Consider the following 14859-nt stretch of genomic DNA (forward strand, 5'->3'; position numbering starts at 1 on the left):
GAGAACGAAAAACCATTGTGTGACGCAGAGCGTCACGAACTGCATTCCCACGCGGAGCGTGAGGAGCGATAGTCATTAGCTCCCGAACTGTGCCTTTAGCCAAACTGCCCTAAAGTGCTTTCACAAGAATCGCCATGCCCCTGCGCCCAGGCGCGTAACCGTTTGTGTCCGATACATCTCCGCCTCGTACAACTCTGGCATAACACTTGCTCTGCCTCTGTCACGTATTGAAGAACCTCTTGAATAGTGACGGATTATTGGCATGGCGCAGAGCGAAGAAGTTAAAGACCCCGCGACCACAGGCAAAGGTAAAGGCAAACTCAAGCTCATTATCATTGCCGTCGTGGCGTTGCTGCTGGCGGTAGGCTTGTCGGTGGGCGCGACCTGGTTCCTCATGCACAAGAGCGAAAGCAAGGTAGATCCAGCGGCGGCCGCAGCCGCAGCGAACGTCAAGCCAGTGGCGGTTTTCGAACCGATGACCCCGGCCTTCGTGGTCAACTTCAACGCCAATGGTCGCCAACGCTACATGCAGGTGAGCATCACCATGCTGGGCCGTAACGCCGCCGACATGGAAGCACTGAAGGTACACATGCCATTGATCCGCAATAATCTGGTCATGCTGTTTGCAGCCATTCCCTTCGAATCGCTGGCTTCGCCGATCGGCCAGGAAATGCTGCGTCAGAAAGCGACCGCCAGCATTCAGGAAGTCGCACAGAAAGAACTCGGCAAGACTGTGATCGAACAGCTGCTCTTCACTAACTTCGTATTGCAGTAGGACTCTCACATGGCCGTGCAAGACCTGCTCTCCCAGGACGAGATCGATGCGCTGCTGCATGGCGTCGACGATGGGATGGTCCAGACTGACAACAACAGCGAGCCTGGCAGTGTCAAAAGTTACGACCTGACCAGCCAGGACCGGATCGTCCGCGGACGCATGCCGACGCTGGAAATGATCAACGAGCGCTTCGCCCGCTACACGCGTATCAGCATGTTCAACCTGCTGCGTCGCTCGGCGGACGTGGCAGTGGGCGGTGTTCAGGTCATGAAATTCGGTGAGTACGTGCATTCCCTGTACGTGCCGACCAGCCTCAACCTGGCCAAGATCAAGCCGCTGCGTGGCACCGCGCTGTTCATTCTCGACGCCAAGCTGGTGTTCAAGCTGGTGGACAACTTTTTCGGTGGTGACGGTCGTCACGCCAAGATCGAAGGCCGTGAGTTCACGCCAACCGAACTGCGTGTCGTGCGCATGGTGCTGGATCAGGCGTTTGTCGACCTCAAGGAGGCCTGGCAGGCGATCATGGAAGTCAATTTCGAGTACATCAACTCGGAAGTGAACCCGGCGATGGCCAACATCGTCGGGCCGAGCGAGGCTGTAGTGATCTCCACCTTTCACATCGAACTCGATGGCGGTGGCGGCGACTTGCACGTGACCATGCCGTACTCGATGATCGAGCCGATTCGCGAAATGCTCGATGCCGGTTTCCAGTCCGATCTGGACGACCAGGACGAGCGTTGGGTCAACGCGCTCAAGGAAGACGTGCTGGACGTCAACGTTCCGCTCACCACGACCATCGCCCAGCGCCAGTTGCCGTTGCGGGACATCCTGCACATGCGCCCTGGTGATGTGATCCCTGTGGAACTGGGCGATTCGCTGGTCTTGCGTGCCAATGGCGTACCTTCGTTCAAGGTCAAGCTTGGCTCGCACAAGGGCAAGATGGCCCTGCAAGTAATCGAACCCATAGCGCGACGCTGACCAGTCTGGTCAACGTCGGAAATTGTTGCGTAACTGAAATACTGCGTGCAGAGGACAACCGATGGCTGATGAAAACGATACGATGTCTGCTGAAGATCAGGCATTGGCGGATGAGTGGGCTGCTGCATTGGGCGAAGCTGGCGACAGCCAGGCTGATATCGATGCGCTGCTGGCTGCGGATGCCGGAAATTCGGGTAGCCGGATGGCGATGGAAGAGTTTGGCAGCGTGCCGAAAAGCACCGGTCCGGTTTCTCTGGATGGTCCCAACCTGGATGTGATTCTCGACATTCCGGTGTCGATCTCCATGGAAGTGGGCAGCACCGACATCAACATCCGCAACCTGCTGCAGCTCAACCAGGGCTCGGTGATCGAGCTGGATCGTCTGGCGGGCGAGCCGCTGGATGTGCTGGTCAACGGCACGCTGATCGCCCATGGCGAGGTGGTGGTGGTCAACGAAAAGTTCGGGATCCGTCTGACCGACGTGATCAGTCCGAGCGAACGCATCAAGAAGCTGCGCTAGTGAAGCGCTGGCTGAGTGTTCTGCTGACCCTGCCATCTCTGGCCTGGGCCGCCGAACCCGCCGCTCAGGCGGCGCCTGCGCAGGTGGCCAACACGGTCTCCGGCGGTATGGGCGGGCAGGTGGTGCAACTGTTGTTCGGTCTGATTCTGGTGATTGGCCTGATTTTCGTGCTCGCCTGGCTGATGCGCCGGGTGCAGCGCGTCGGGCCCAACAGCAATCAGGTGATCGAGCTGGTGAGTTCGCGCGCGCTGGGTCCGCGTGATCGGCTGGTGCTGGTGCAGATCGGCAATGAACAAGTGCTGCTGGGCATTACGCCCGGGCGAATCACGCCTCTGCATGTGCTCAAGGAGCCTGTACAGGTGCCGGTGCGCGAGCAGGCTACCCCTGAATTCGCTCAGCGCCTGATGGAGCTGATGGGCAAGGATAAGGACAAGAAGTAATGGGCGCCTTGCGTTTCCTGATACTGCTGTTGCTGGTCATGGTGACGCCTGCTGCGCTGGCGGCCGATCCGCTGTCGATCCAGGCGATCACGCTGTCCAACGGTGCCGATGGTCAGCAGGAATATTCGGTCAGTCTGCAGATTCTGCTGATCATGACCGCGCTGAGCTTCATTCCGGCGTTCGTCATGTTGATGACCAGCTTCACGCGAATCATCATCGTCTTCTCGATTCTGCGTCAGGCCCTCGGCTTGCAGCAGACGCCGTCGAACCAGATCCTCACCGGCATGGCGCTGTTTCTGACCATGTTCATCATGGCGCCGGTCTTCGACCGGGTGAATCAGGATGCCTTGCAGCCTTACCTGGCGGAGAAGCTTTCCGCGCAGGATGCGGTGGCCAAGGCGCAAGTGCCGATCAAGGACTTCATGCTGGCCCAGACGCGAACCAGCGACCTCGAACTGTTCATGCGCCTGTCCAAGCGTACCGACATTCCGACCCCGGATGCCGCGCCGTTGACCATTCTGGTTCCGGCGTTCGTGATTTCGGAACTCAAGACGGCGTTTCAGATCGGCTTCATGATCTTCATTCCGTTTCTGATCATCGATATGGTGGTGGCCAGTGTGCTGATGGCGATGGGTATGATGATGCTGTCGCCGCTGATCATTTCTCTGCCGTTCAAGATCATGCTGTTTGTGCTGGTGGACGGCTGGGCGCTGATTGTCGGCACCCTGGCTGGCAGTTTTGGTGGCGTATGAGCCGTTTTGCTAAGGAGTCTGCCCGATGACGCCGGAAGTAGCCGTCGATCTGTTCCGCGAGGCCCTGTGGCTGACCACTGTGCTGGTCGCGATTCTTGTAGTGCCGAGCCTGCTGTGCGGTCTGCTGGTGGCCATGTTTCAGGCGGCCACGCAGATCAACGAACAGACCTTGAGCTTCCTGCCGCGCTTGCTGGTGATGCTCATTACCCTCATCGTCATCGGCCCGTGGCTGTTGAAAATATTCATGGAGTACATGCTGTCGTTGTACACCAGTATTCCGACCGTGATCGGCTAGTACGGCATGCAGCCGATGCTTGCGCTGACCGATACCCAGATCAGTACCTGGGTAGCCAGCTTCATGCTGCCGCTGTTTCGCATCATAGCGTTGCTGATGACCATGCCGATCATCGGCACTACGCTGGTCCCGCGTCGCGTGCGCATGTACCTCGCCGTGGCGATCACCGTGGTTGTCGCGCCTGCGCTTCCAGCCATGCCGGCCGTGCAGGCACTCGATCTGAGCGCGCTGTTGCTGATCGGTGAACAGATCATCATCGGCGCCGGGATGGGCCTGTCGCTGCAGTTGTTCTTTCATATCTTTGTGGTCGCGGGGCAGATCATCTCGACGCAGATGGGGATGGGTTTTGCGTCGATGGTCGACCCTACCAACGGTGTTTCCTCCGCCACCATCGGTCAGTTCTTCACTATGCTGGTCACCCTGTTGTTTCTGGCCATGAACGGCCATCTGGTGGTGCTGGAAATTCTCGTCGAGAGCTTTACCACGATGCCGGTCGGCAGTGGTTTGCTGGTCAATAATTTCTGGGAACTGGCCAACGGGCTGGGCTGGGTACTGGCTTCGGGCATGCGACTGGTGTTGCCTGCGATTACCGCGCTGCTGATCATCAACATCGCCTTTGGCGTCATGACCCGCGCCGCGCCGCAACTCAACATCTTTTCCATCGGTTTCCCGCTTACGCTGGTGTTGGGCATGGTCATTCTGTGGATGACCATGGGCGACATTCTCAATCAGTATCAACCGATCGCTACGCAGGCCTTGCAGGCGTTGCGCGACATGGTGAGGGCTCGTTGAATGGCGGAAAACGAGAATGGCCAGGACAAGACAGAAGACCCCACGGAAAAAAAGGTCAAGGACTCACGGGCTGACGGCCAGATCGCGCGCTCCAAGGAACTGACCACGCTGGTAGTGATGCTGATGGGGGCGGGCGGGTTACTGGTGTTCGGCTCCGATATCGCTTTGATGATGTCCGAGCTTATGCGTGACAATTTCACGATATCCCGTGAAACCCTGATGGATCAGTCCTACATGGGCAAGGCGCTGCTCAGTTCCGGGACGCATGCGCTGATCGTGGTCCTGCCGTTTCTGATCGCCATGCTGGTCGCCGCACTGGTGGGGCCGATCATGCTGGGTGGGTGGCTGTTCGCAACCAAATCATTGATGCCCAAGTTCAGCCGCATGAACCCCGCAGCAGGTCTCAAGCGCATGTTCTCGCCGCATGCGCTGGTCGAATTGCTCAAGTCGCTCGGAAAATTCCTGATCATTCTGGCAGTTGCGCTGGCGGTCCTTAACAATGAGCGCAAGGATCTGGTGGCGATTGCTCACGAGCCGCTCGAGCAGGCCATGATCCATAGCCTGTTGGTGGTGGGCTGGAGCAGTTTCTGGATGGCGTGCGGCTTGATATTCATCGCGGCGGCGGACGTGCCGTTCGTGTTGTATGAAGCGCACAAGAAGCTGTTGATGACCAAGCAGGAAGTGCGCGACGAGCACAAGAACAGCGAGGGCAGCCCTGAGGTCAAGCAGCGCATTCGCCAGTTGCAGCGTGAAATGTCCCAGCGGCGCATGATGGCTTCTGTGCCAGAGGCCGACGTGATTATCACCAACCCGACACACTTCGCCGTTGCCCTGAAATACGATCCCGAGCAGGGCGGGGCGCCGATGTTGCTGGCCAAGGGTACTGATCTGGTGGCGCTGAAAATTCGCGAAATCGGCGCGCATAACGAGATCCTGATTCTGGAGTCAGCGGCACTGGCGCGTTCTATCTATTACAGCACCGAGCTTGACCAGGAGATTCCTGCCGGCCTTTATCTGGCCGTCGCCCAGGTGCTGGCCTACGTCTACCAGATCCGCCAGTTCCGCGCCGGCCAGGGCAAGCGCCCCGACCCTCTGGGCGACATCAAGATCCCCCCCGACCTGCAGCGCGACGAGTAGTCCGCTCCCCCTTTGTTGCCGGCAGAAACCTATGGTGCCTGTGCTCCGCTTGGATATGCCGTTCTGGACAACCCGCGTCCGCTCTTGCACAGGCAAACGAGAAGATTTTCTGACTGCACTCAGCTCACCGGATTTACGTGACCTCCGTGTCTAAAGCCTTACCGCCACTGGCTTTGTAAAAGTTGGACAGCTTTTTGCAACAGGGTCGATACAGGGCGCCATTGGCGTCAATGTTTTGATCTAGTGCGCAGGTAACGAATCAGTGGATCGCTCTCAATTACTCAGTAGCGCACGCAGCAATATCACAGGCCTGGGCCGTGGTCAGTTGGGCGTTCCGTTGTTGTTGCTGGTCATGATGGCAATGATGATGTTGCCTATGCCGCCGTTCCTGCTGGACGTGTTCTTCACGTTCAACATCGCACTGTCCATCGTCGTGCTGCTGGTCTGCGTGTACGCCCTGCGGCCGCTGGACTTCTCGGTATTTCCGACCATTCTGCTGGTCGCCACGTTGCTGCGTCTGGCGCTGAACGTCGCTTCCACGCGAGTGGTCATGCTTCACGGTCAGGACGGCCACGCCGCTGCGGGCAAGGTGATTCAAGCCTTCGGTGAAGTGGTGATCGGCGGCAACTATGTCGTCGGTATCGTGGTGTTCGCGATTCTGATGATCATCAACTTCGTGGTAATCACCAAGGGTGCCGGTCGTATTTCCGAGGTGAGCGCGCGCTTCACCCTCGACGCGATGCCCGGCAAACAGATGGCGATCGACGCCGACCTCAACGCCGGCCTCATCGATCAGCCGGAAGCCAAGCGCCGCCGTGCCGAAGTCGCCCAGGAAGCCGAGTTCTACGGTTCCATGGACGGCGCCAGTAAATTCGTGCGCGGCGATGCGATTGCCGGTCTGCTGATTCTGTTCATCAACCTGATCGGCGGCATGCTGGTCGGTATCCTGCAACACAATATGACTTTCGCCGACGCAGGCCGTGTTTATACCCTGCTGACCATCGGTGACGGTTTGGTGGCGCAATTGCCATCACTGCTGCTGTCCACCGCCGCAGCGATCATGGTGACCCGTGCTTCCGGTTCGGAAGAGATGGGCAAGCTGATCAATCGTCAGATGTTCGCTTCGCCCAAGGCGCTGGGGGTTTCCGCTGCAATCATGATCGTCATGGGCCTTGTCCCGGGCATGCCGCACTTTTCCTTTATCAGCCTCGGGCTGGTTGCCGCAGGCGGCGCCTACCTGTTGTGGAAAAAAGAAAACCAGGTGAAGGTCGAGGCCATCGCCGAAGTGCAGCGCCAGCAGGACCTGCTGCCGTCTCCGACCCGCGTTCAGGACGCCAAGGAACTGGGCTGGGATGACGTCACGCCCATCGATATCATCGGTCTGGAAGTGGGTTATCGCCTGATTCCGCTGGTGGATCGCAATCAGGGTGGTCAGTTGCTGGCGCGTATCAAGGGCGTGCGCAAGAAGCTCTCGCAAGAGCTCGGTTTCCTGATGCCCACTGTGCACATTCGCGACAACCTCGATCTGGCGCCCAGCGCCTATCGTCTGACGCTGATGGGCGTGATTCTGGCCGAGGCCGAGATCTACCCGGATCGCGAGCTGGCGATCAACCCTGGTCAAGTGTTCGGCACCCTGAATGGCATCACCGCCAGAGACCCGGCGTTTGGTCTGGAAGCCGTTTGGATTGAAATCAGCCAGCGCAGTCAGGCGCAGTCGCTGGGTTACACCGTGGTCGATGCCAGTACTGTGGTGGCGACCCACTTGAACCAGATTCTCTACAAGCATTCGCATGAGCTGATCGGTCATGAGGAAGTCCAGCAATTGATGCAATTGCTGGCCAAAAGCTCGCCCAAGCTGGCTGAAGAGCTGGTACCTGGCGTGCTGTCGCTGTCCTCGCTGCTCAACGTGCTGCAGGCGCTGCTGGCTGAACACGTACCTGTGCGGGATATCCGCAGCATTGCAGAGGCTATCGCCAACAACGCCGGGAAGAGTCAAGATACCGCCGCTTTGGTGGCCGCAGTGCGCGTTGGTCTGAGCCGCGCAATCGTCCAAAGCATTGTAGGCGTTGAGCCGGAGCTGCCTGTTATCACTCTGGAACCAAGGTTGGAACAGATATTGCTCAATAGTTTGCAGAAGGCTGGTCAGGGTCAGGAAGAAGGCGTTCTTCTTGAGCCAAGCATGGCTGAGAAGCTCCAGCGTTCGTTGATCGAGGCCGCCCAGCGTCAGGAGATGCAAGGGTTGCCGGTAATTCTTCTGGTAGCAGGGCCTGTCCGGGCGATGCTGTCACGATTTGGACGATTGGCTGTACCGAACATGCATGTTCTGGCGTATCAGGAAATTCCGGACAACAAGCAAGTAACCATCGTAGCGACTGTCGGGCCGAACGGCTGAGGTAGTGAGTCATGCAAGTTAAGCGATTTTTCGCCGCCGATATGCGTCAAGCCATGAAGCTGGTTCGCGATGAGCTGGGCGCTGAAGCGGCCATCATCGGTAACCGGCGCATTGCCGGTGGCGTAGAGCTGACTGCTGCTCTGGATTACAAGCTGTCCGCCCTGGCACCGCGTGTGCCGAACATGGAGCTGGAAGACGAGCTGCGCAAGACCCAGTCGCGCATCGTCTCCGCCCAGGCCGAATTGAACAACCGCAGCGACAGCGACGCATCGATCAACCTGCAGCTGTTTTCCGGCAAGCCGGTCAACCCTGCCGATACGCACATCGAGCCGACACTCGAAGAGCCGCCGCGTCCATTCGCGTACGCAGCGCCACAGGCCGCCGAGCCTGCCATCGGCCAGCGCGCCTATGACTCGATGCGTTCCGAATTGAACGGCCTGCGTGAGCTGCTGGAAGTCCAGCTCGGCTCGCTGGCCTGGAACCAGCTGCAGGGCAGTCGTCCGCAGCAGGCCAACCTGTGGCGTCGTCTGCAACGTGTCGGCCTGTCCGGCCCGCTGTCACGCGACCTGCTGTCGATGATTCCTGAGATTGACGAGCCTCGTCAGGCCTGGCGCATGCTGCTGGCGCACCTGGCCCGCATGATCGCCGTACCCGAAGTCGAGCCGCTCGAAGAGGGCGGCGTGATTGCAATGGTCGGTCCTGCCGGAATGGGCAAGACCACCACCCTGGCCAAACTGGCAGCACGTTACGTGCTGAAGTACGGCCCGCAGAATATCGCACTGGTCAGCATGGACAGTTTCCGCATCGGCGCGCAGGAGCAGCTCAAGACCCTTGGGCGCATCCTCAACGTTCCGGTCACCCATATCGATCCTGGCCAGTCTCTGGTTCAGGCGCTGGAACCGCTGCTGCGCAAACGCGTGGTACTGATTGACACCGCCGGCCTGCAGGCCAGTGATCCTGCGCTGCGCATGCAGCTGGAAAGCCTCGCGGGTCGCGGTATCAAGTCGCGCAACTATCTGGTACTGGCCACCACCAGCCAGAAGCAGGTGCTGACGGCCGCGTATCACAGTTACAAACGTTGTGGCCTGGCCGGATGCATTCTGACCAAGCTTGATGAAACGGCCAGCCTCGGTGAAGTCCTGAGCCTGGCGATCAGTCACGAATTACCTGTGGCCTACCTCACGGACGGACCACGCATTCCTGATGACCTGCATATTCCGCGTCGTCATCAGTTGGTAAGCCGCGCGGTGAGTGTGCAGATGCAGGACGAGCCTAGCGAGGAAGCAATGGCTGATATGTTTGCTGACCTCTATCACACCCCTGGCAAGAGAGTGGGTTAAGTGATGGATATTATTGGAATGTCCCTGCGTCAACGGTCTGCCATGCAGTGTTCATTTGCGCACGTGCAGCCCTCGATGTGGTTTCGGTCTACGCAAGACAAGGTAAAGAAATAACATGGGCAGCATGCATCCCGTACAGGTTATCGCGGTGACCGGTGGCAAAGGTGGCGTCGGTAAGACTAACGTGTCAGTGAACCTTTCACTGGCCCTCGCCGAGCTTGGCCGTCGCGTCATGCTGCTGGACGCCGATCTGGGTCTGGCCAATGTCGACGTGCTGCTCGGGTTAACGCCCAAGCGCACACTTGCCGATGTCATCGAGGGGCGTTGTGAGTTGCGCGACGTGCTGTTGCAGGGGCCGGGCGGGGTTCGAATCGTACCCGCTGCTTCCGGCACCCAGAGCATGGTGCATCTGTCGCCCGCCCAGCATGCCGGCCTTATCCAGGCGTTCAGCGAGATTGGCGACAACCTCGATGTGCTGGTGATCGACACGGCCGCCGGTATCGGCGAGTCGGTGGTCAGCTTCGTGCGCGCCGCTCAGGAAGTGCTGCTGGTGGTGTGTGATGAACCCACGTCGATCACCGATGCCTACGCCCTGATCAAACTGCTTAACCGCGATTACGGCATGAACCGCTTCCGGGTACTGGCCAACATGGCTCAGAGCCCGCAGGAAGGGCGCAACCTGTTCGCCAAACTGACCAAAGTGACGGATCGTTTTCTCGATGTTGCGCTGCAGTATGTAGGCGCCGTGCCGTACGACGAGTGCGTACGCAAGGCTGTACAGAAACAGCGCGCCGTTTACGAAGCATTCCCGCGTTCCAAATGTGCTCTGGCTTTCAAGGCCATTGCCCAGAAGGTTGATACCTGGCCGTTGCCAGCCAATCCGCGGGGTCATCTCGAGTTCTTCGTTGAGCGACTCGTTCACCAGACCAGTGCAGGGCCTGTGCAATGACTGCGAGCGGCTACCAGATGTACAGCAAGGCGTCCCGTAATTCACAATATGAGTTGATCGAGCGCTATGCGCCATTGGTCAAGCGTATCGCTTATCATCTGCTGGCGCGCTTGCCGGCCAGTGTGCAGGTCGAGGATCTGATCCAGGCCGGCATGATCGGTCTGCTTGAAGTCTCCACCAAGTATGATTCCACCAAGGGTGCGAGTTTCGAGACCTACGCCGGCATTCGCATCCGTGGTGCGATGCTCGATGAAGTGCGCAAGGGTGACTGGGCGCCACGCTCGGTACACCGCAATACGCGCATGGTCAGTGACGCAATTCGGGCAATTGAAGCTAAAACAGGCCGTGACGCTAAAGATCACGAGGTTGCGGCCGAACTCCAGTTGAGTCTCGATGATTACTACGGGATTTTGAATGACACCTTGGGCAGCCGCCTCTTCAGTTTCGACGACCTGCTGCAGGACGGCGATCATGAAGGGCTGCACGAGGATGGCGCAAGCGGATCGCTTGAGCCGTCGCGCGACCTGGAAGACGAGCGCTTCCAGGCTGCGTTGGCCGATGCAATTGCCAATCTGCCAGAGCGCGAGCGTCTGGTGTTGGCGCTGTACTACGACGAAGAGCTGAACCTCAAGGAAATCGGAGAGGTTCTTGGGGTCAGCGAATCTCGGGTCAGTCAGTTACACAGCCAGTGCGCAGCTCGTTTGCGAGGGCGTTTGGGGGAGTGGCGAGCGCGTTGACAGGCAATGTGCGGTCTTTGGCCGCATGTTGACTGCAAGCCGGCTGTGCAGAGCGTTACGTGGTAACAGGATCGACCCGTCAGAAGCCTGTCAGGCATTGCCTTGATGGGCTTGTTTCTCAGGTCCTTGCCTGTTGTTGTGCCAAGCCCGTCGTCGTTTCGTACAGCCGGGGGTGTGCTGTGCCAGTATTGAGTGAACAGCGTGTTCAGGTGCTGAACGCGTTAAAGACTGCTTGGAGGTCGAATTGGACAAGAACATGAAAATCCTCATCGTTGATGACTTCTCAACGATGCGGCGGATCATCAAGAACCTTTTGCGTGATCTGGGGTTTACCAACACATCGGAAGCGGATGATGGTCTGACCGCATTGCCGATGCTGCAGAGCGGTGCCTTTGACTTTCTGGTGACGGACTGGAACATGCCTGGCATGTCCGGTATCGATCTGCTGCGCGAAGTCCGCAAGGACGAACGCCTCAAGAGCCTTCCCGTGCTGATGGTCACTGCCGAAGCCAAGCGTGAGCAGATCATTGAAGCTGCCCAGGCTGGGGTGAACGGTTATGTAGTCAAGCCATTCACTGCCCAAGCCCTGAAAGACAAGATCGACAAGATCTTTGAACGCGTCAATAGCTGATGCAAGCCGCGAGGGCGCTATGGATAACAATGATTCGATGGCCGACTTTGAGTCGACCTTAAAAAGACACGCGCAGGAACTTGTCACCAGCCTTGAAAAGGGTCGTTTCGGTGACGCTGTGCAACTGATCCACGAGCTCAATCAGACACGTGACCGCGGCCTTTATCAGGAAGTGGGCAAGCTGACTCGTGAGCTGCACAGTGCAATCGTAAACTTTCACATCGATCCGCACATGCCTCAAGCCGAGGAAGTGTCGCAGATCACGGATGCTACCGAACGCCTGTCGTATGTGGTGAGGCTGACCGAGAATGCGGCCAACCGCACCATGGACCTGGTGGAGGAGAGTACGCCGGTCATGAACGGCCTGAGTTCCGACGCCAAGGCGTTGAGCGACGACTGGGGACGTTTCATGCGCCGCGAAATCGGTGCCGAAGAGTTCCGCGAGCTGGCCAAGCGGGTCGATGGTTTTCTGACGCGTACCGAGAAGGAAACCCATCAGGTTTCCGCACACCTCAATGACATTCTGCTTGCCCAGGATTACCAGGACCTTACCGGTCAGGTCATCAAGCGTGTGACGCAACTGGTCACTGAAGTCGAGAGCAATCTGCTCAAACTGGTGCTCATGGCCAGTCATGTCGATCGCTTTGCTGGCATCGAACATGACGAACAATCCATCCTCGATGAAAAAGATCCTAAAAAACATCTCGCTCAGGGTGAAGGTCCGCAGATTCATGCCGATAAACGTGAAGACGTCGTATCCGGACAGGATGATGTAGACGATCTGCTATCGAGCCTCGGCTTCTAAGATCTGTTGACGGTTAATTTTAGGGAGCACCCCATGAGCTTCGGCGCCGATGAAGAAATCCTTCAGGATTTTCTGGTAGAGGCCGGCGAAATTCTGGAGCAGTTGTCAGAGCAATTGGTCGAGCTGGAAAGCCGACCGGATGATGCTGATCTGCTCAATGCAATTTTTCGCGGTTTTCACACTGTAAAAGGGGGCGCCGGCTTCCTCCAGCTCCATGAGCTGGTGGAGTGCTGCCACATCGCCGAAAACGTGTTCGACATCCTGCGCAAGGGTGAGCGTCGCGTTGATTCCGAACTGATGGACGTGGTCCTTGAAGCACTGGACTCCGTCAATAGCATGTTCGGTCAGGTACGTGAACGGACTGACGTAACTCCGGCGACGCCAGAACTGCTGGCCGCGCTCGCGCGTCTGGCCGAGCCACAATCTGCCGATGAGGCCGCAGCTCCCGAGCCAGAGCCCGAGCCGGTGGTTGAAGTCCAGGCTGCTGCTGCGGTTGCAGAACCAGCTGCTGGCGACGAAATTACCGATGATGAATTCGAGCAGTTGCTCGATTCGCTGCACGGCTCCAGCCCGGTATCTGCAGCGCCTGCACAGGCGCCAGCAGCCGCTGCGCCGGCAAGTGATGAAATCACCGATCAGGAATTTGAATCCCTGCTCGATCAGTTGCATGGCAAGGGCAAGTTTGCGGCTGATGCTGCAACCACTCCGGCCCCCGCACCTGTGACGCAGCGCGGTGCCGCGCCTGCCGGTGACGAAATCACTGACGATGAATTCGAAGCGTTACTCGATCAACTGCACGGCAAAGGCTCGTTTGATAGTGCCGTAGCGGCTCCCGTAGCTGCTGCACCTGTGGCCGTTGCTGCCAAGGCATCCGCCGCTGCTGCGTCGGACGAAATCACCGATCACGAATTCGAAAGCCTGCTCGACGAATTGCATGGCAAGGGCAAGTTCGAGCCGGAGGCGATCGTTGCCAAGGCGCCTGCTCCGGCAGTCGCAGCGGCTGCTCCGCCACCGCCGCCTCCTGTTGCCAAGCCTGCTGCGGCGGCTGCCAAAGCCGAACCGGCCAAACCCGCGGCGGCTCCGGCCCCTGCGCGCGCTCCTGCGCCCACCGGCGAAAAGCCGGTGGCGACAGAAGCCGAAACCACGGTTCGTGTCGATACCGCCCGACTGGACGAGATCATGAACATGGTCGGCGAGCTGGTGCTGGTGCGTAACCGCCTGGTGCGGTTGGGTCTCAACAGCGGCGATGAAGCCATGTCCAAGGCCGTTTCCAACCTGGATGTGGTGACCGCCGATCTGCAGACTGCGGTGATGAAAACCCGCATGCAGCCGATCAAGAAAGTTTTCGGTCGTTTCCCGCGTCTGGTTCGTGACCTGGCTCGCCAGCTCAAGAAAGAGATCAACCTGGAACTGGTCGGTGAAGAAACCGACCTCGACAAGAACCTCGTAGAGGCACTTGCCGATCCGCTGGTCCACTTGGTGCGTAACGCGGTCGACCACGGTATCGAAACGCCGGAAGAGCGCGAAGCCACGGGCAAGTCCCGCGGCGGGCGGGTAATCCTTTCGGCAGAGCAGGAAGGCGACCACATCCTGCTGTCGATCTCCGATGACGGCAAGGGCATGGACCCTAACGTCCTGCGCTCCATTGCGGTGAAACGCGGCGTCATGGACAAGGATGCAGCCGATCGGTTGAGTGACACCGATTGCTACAACCTGATCTTCGCGCCGGGCTTCTCGACCAAGACCGAGATTTCCGATGTGTCGGGTCGCGGTGTGGGCATGGACGTGGTCAAGACCAAAATCTCCCAGCTCAACGGCTCGATCAACATCTACTCGACCAAGGGCCAGGGTTCGAAGATCGTCATCAAGGTGCCGTTGACCCTGGCGATCATGCCGACCCTGATGGTGATGCTGGGCAACCAGGCCTTCGCTTTCCCGCTGGTCAACGTCAACGAAATCTTCCACCTGAACCTGTCGACTACCAACGTGGTTGATGGCCAGGAAGTGGTGATCGTACGTGACAAGGCCTTGCCGCTGTTCTACCTCAAGCGCTGGCTGGTCAGTTCGGCGGCTCACGAGGAGCAGCGTGAAGGGCACGTGGTAATTCTCACGGTCGGCACTCAGCGCATCGGTTTTGTCGTCGATCAGCTGGTCGGTCAGGAAGAAGTGGTCATCAAACCGCTGGGCAAGATGCTGCAAGGTACGCCGGGCATGTCGGGCGCCACCATCACCGGTGACGGTCGCATCGCCTTGATTCTCGATGTACCCAGCATGCTCAAGCGTTACGCCGCACGGCGTATCTGAACCCGGGGTCGC

15 protein-coding genes are annotated in these 14859 nt (G+C 58.6%); all 15 read left to right on the plus strand.

Annotated features, from left to right (window positions below; all coding sequences use genetic code 11):
* The first annotated feature begins 262 nt into the window (after positions 1 to 262).
* The 15 genes from fliL to LIX91_RS21180 all read left to right on the plus strand — a co-directional run bounded on the left by fliL (position 263) and on the right by LIX91_RS21180 (position 14847).
* A complete protein-coding gene (gene fliL / locus LIX91_RS21110; protein WP_003343996.1) occupies positions 263 to 775 on the plus strand; it encodes a flagellar basal body-associated protein FliL in 513 nt (170 codons plus the stop codon).
* 9 nt (positions 776 to 784) lie between these two features.
* A complete protein-coding gene (gene fliM, locus LIX91_RS21115) occupies positions 785 to 1753 on the plus strand; it encodes a flagellar motor switch protein FliM (protein ID WP_003412410.1) in 969 nt (322 codons plus the stop codon).
* Positions 1754 to 1814: 61 nt separating this feature from the next.
* On the plus strand, positions 1815 to 2273 hold the full coding sequence (fliN, locus tag LIX91_RS21120; RefSeq protein ID WP_003370145.1) for a flagellar motor switch protein FliN: 459 nt from the start codon (positions 1815 to 1817) through the stop codon (positions 2271 to 2273).
* The gene (gene fliO / locus LIX91_RS21125; protein WP_046235852.1) at positions 2273 to 2713 is read left to right on the plus strand and encodes a flagellar biosynthetic protein FliO; all 441 of its coding nucleotides are present in this window, start codon (positions 2273 to 2275) and stop codon (positions 2711 to 2713) included. The genes fliN and fliO overlap by 1 nt, the downstream gene beginning before the upstream one ends.
* Positions 2713 to 3465, plus strand: coding sequence for a flagellar type III secretion system pore protein FliP (gene fliP, locus LIX91_RS21130; RefSeq protein WP_003412403.1), 753 nt, complete (start codon positions 2713 to 2715; stop codon positions 3463 to 3465). The genes fliO and fliP overlap by 1 nt, the downstream gene beginning before the upstream one ends.
* A gap of 25 nt (positions 3466 to 3490) precedes the next feature.
* The gene (locus LIX91_RS21135; RefSeq protein WP_003417827.1) at positions 3491 to 3760 is read left to right on the plus strand and encodes a flagellar biosynthetic protein FliQ; all 270 of its coding nucleotides are present in this window, start codon (positions 3491 to 3493) and stop codon (positions 3758 to 3760) included.
* A gap of 6 nt (positions 3761 to 3766) precedes the next feature.
* Positions 3767 to 4552, plus strand: a complete 786-nt coding sequence (gene fliR / locus LIX91_RS21140; RefSeq protein ID WP_003412400.1) for a flagellar biosynthetic protein FliR — start codon at positions 3767 to 3769, stop codon at positions 4550 to 4552.
* A complete protein-coding gene (flhB, locus tag LIX91_RS21145; RefSeq protein ID WP_003417823.1) occupies positions 4553 to 5689 on the plus strand; it encodes a flagellar biosynthesis protein FlhB in 1137 nt (378 codons plus the stop codon).
* A gap of 262 nt (positions 5690 to 5951) precedes the next feature.
* The gene (gene flhA, locus LIX91_RS21150; protein WP_003412395.1) at positions 5952 to 8081 is read left to right on the plus strand and encodes a flagellar biosynthesis protein FlhA; all 2130 of its coding nucleotides are present in this window, start codon (positions 5952 to 5954) and stop codon (positions 8079 to 8081) included.
* 11 nt (positions 8082 to 8092) lie between these two features.
* The gene (flhF, locus tag LIX91_RS21155) at positions 8093 to 9421 is read left to right on the plus strand and encodes a flagellar biosynthesis protein FlhF (protein ID WP_003412393.1); all 1329 of its coding nucleotides are present in this window, start codon (positions 8093 to 8095) and stop codon (positions 9419 to 9421) included.
* 115 nt (positions 9422 to 9536) lie between these two features.
* The gene (gene fleN, locus LIX91_RS21160) at positions 9537 to 10370 is read left to right on the plus strand and encodes a flagellar synthesis regulator FleN (protein WP_003412391.1); all 834 of its coding nucleotides are present in this window, start codon (positions 9537 to 9539) and stop codon (positions 10368 to 10370) included.
* Positions 10367 to 11107, plus strand: a complete 741-nt coding sequence (fliA, locus tag LIX91_RS21165) for an RNA polymerase sigma factor FliA (protein WP_002554271.1) — start codon at positions 10367 to 10369, stop codon at positions 11105 to 11107. Before fleN ends, fliA begins: the two co-directional genes overlap by 4 nt.
* A 256-nt stretch (positions 11108 to 11363) precedes the next feature.
* Positions 11364 to 11738 carry a chemotaxis response regulator CheY gene (locus tag LIX91_RS21170; protein ID WP_161420660.1) on the plus strand — a complete coding sequence of 125 codons (375 nt, stop codon included), beginning with the start codon at positions 11364 to 11366 and terminating at the stop codon, positions 11736 to 11738.
* A 19-nt stretch (positions 11739 to 11757) separates the two neighbouring features.
* Positions 11758 to 12543 carry a protein phosphatase CheZ gene (locus LIX91_RS21175; protein WP_003316828.1) on the plus strand — a complete coding sequence of 262 codons (786 nt, stop codon included), beginning with the start codon at positions 11758 to 11760 and terminating at the stop codon, positions 12541 to 12543.
* Positions 12544 to 12576: 33 nt separating this feature from the next.
* Positions 12577 to 14847 (plus strand): chemotaxis protein CheA, encoded by a 2271-nt coding sequence (locus tag LIX91_RS21180; RefSeq protein WP_226489081.1) that lies wholly within the window; start codon positions 12577 to 12579, stop codon positions 14845 to 14847.
* Positions 14848 to 14859: the final 12 nt, after the last annotated feature.

It is taken from the genome of Pseudomonas sp. B20 (assembly GCF_020515755.1).
In the GTDB taxonomy this organism is placed as follows: domain Bacteria; phylum Pseudomonadota; class Gammaproteobacteria; order Pseudomonadales; family Pseudomonadaceae; genus Aquipseudomonas; species Aquipseudomonas syringae.

Bases quoted from the DNA above. Each gene is read 5' to 3' on its own strand.
- LIX91_RS21175 (WP_003316828.1), top strand. From the start codon at position 11,758: ATGGATAACAATGATTCGATGGCCGACTTTGAGTCGACCTTAAAAAGA.
- LIX91_RS21180 (WP_226489081.1), top strand. From the start codon at position 12,577: ATGAGCTTCGGCGCCGATGAAGAAATCCTTCAGGATTTTCTGGTAGAG.
- flhB (WP_003417823.1), top strand. From the start codon at position 4,553: ATGGCGGAAAACGAGAATGGCCAGGACAAGACAGAAGACCCCACGGAA.
- LIX91_RS21170 (WP_161420660.1), top strand. From the start codon at position 11,364: ATGAAAATCCTCATCGTTGATGACTTCTCAACGATGCGGCGGATCATC.
- flhF (WP_003412393.1), top strand. From the start codon at position 8,093: ATGCAAGTTAAGCGATTTTTCGCCGCCGATATGCGTCAAGCCATGAAG.
- fliR (WP_003412400.1), top strand. From the start codon at position 3,767: ATGCAGCCGATGCTTGCGCTGACCGATACCCAGATCAGTACCTGGGTA.
- fliL (WP_003343996.1), top strand. From the start codon at position 263: ATGGCGCAGAGCGAAGAAGTTAAAGACCCCGCGACCACAGGCAAAGGT.
- fliN (WP_003370145.1), top strand. From the start codon at position 1,815: ATGGCTGATGAAAACGATACGATGTCTGCTGAAGATCAGGCATTGGCG.
- LIX91_RS21135 (WP_003417827.1), top strand. From the start codon at position 3,491: ATGACGCCGGAAGTAGCCGTCGATCTGTTCCGCGAGGCCCTGTGGCTG.
- fliM (WP_003412410.1), top strand. From the start codon at position 785: ATGGCCGTGCAAGACCTGCTCTCCCAGGACGAGATCGATGCGCTGCTG.
- fleN (WP_003412391.1), top strand. From the start codon at position 9,537: ATGGGCAGCATGCATCCCGTACAGGTTATCGCGGTGACCGGTGGCAAA.
- fliA (WP_002554271.1), top strand. From the start codon at position 10,367: ATGACTGCGAGCGGCTACCAGATGTACAGCAAGGCGTCCCGTAATTCA.
- fliP (WP_003412403.1), top strand. From the start codon at position 2,713: ATGGGCGCCTTGCGTTTCCTGATACTGCTGTTGCTGGTCATGGTGACG.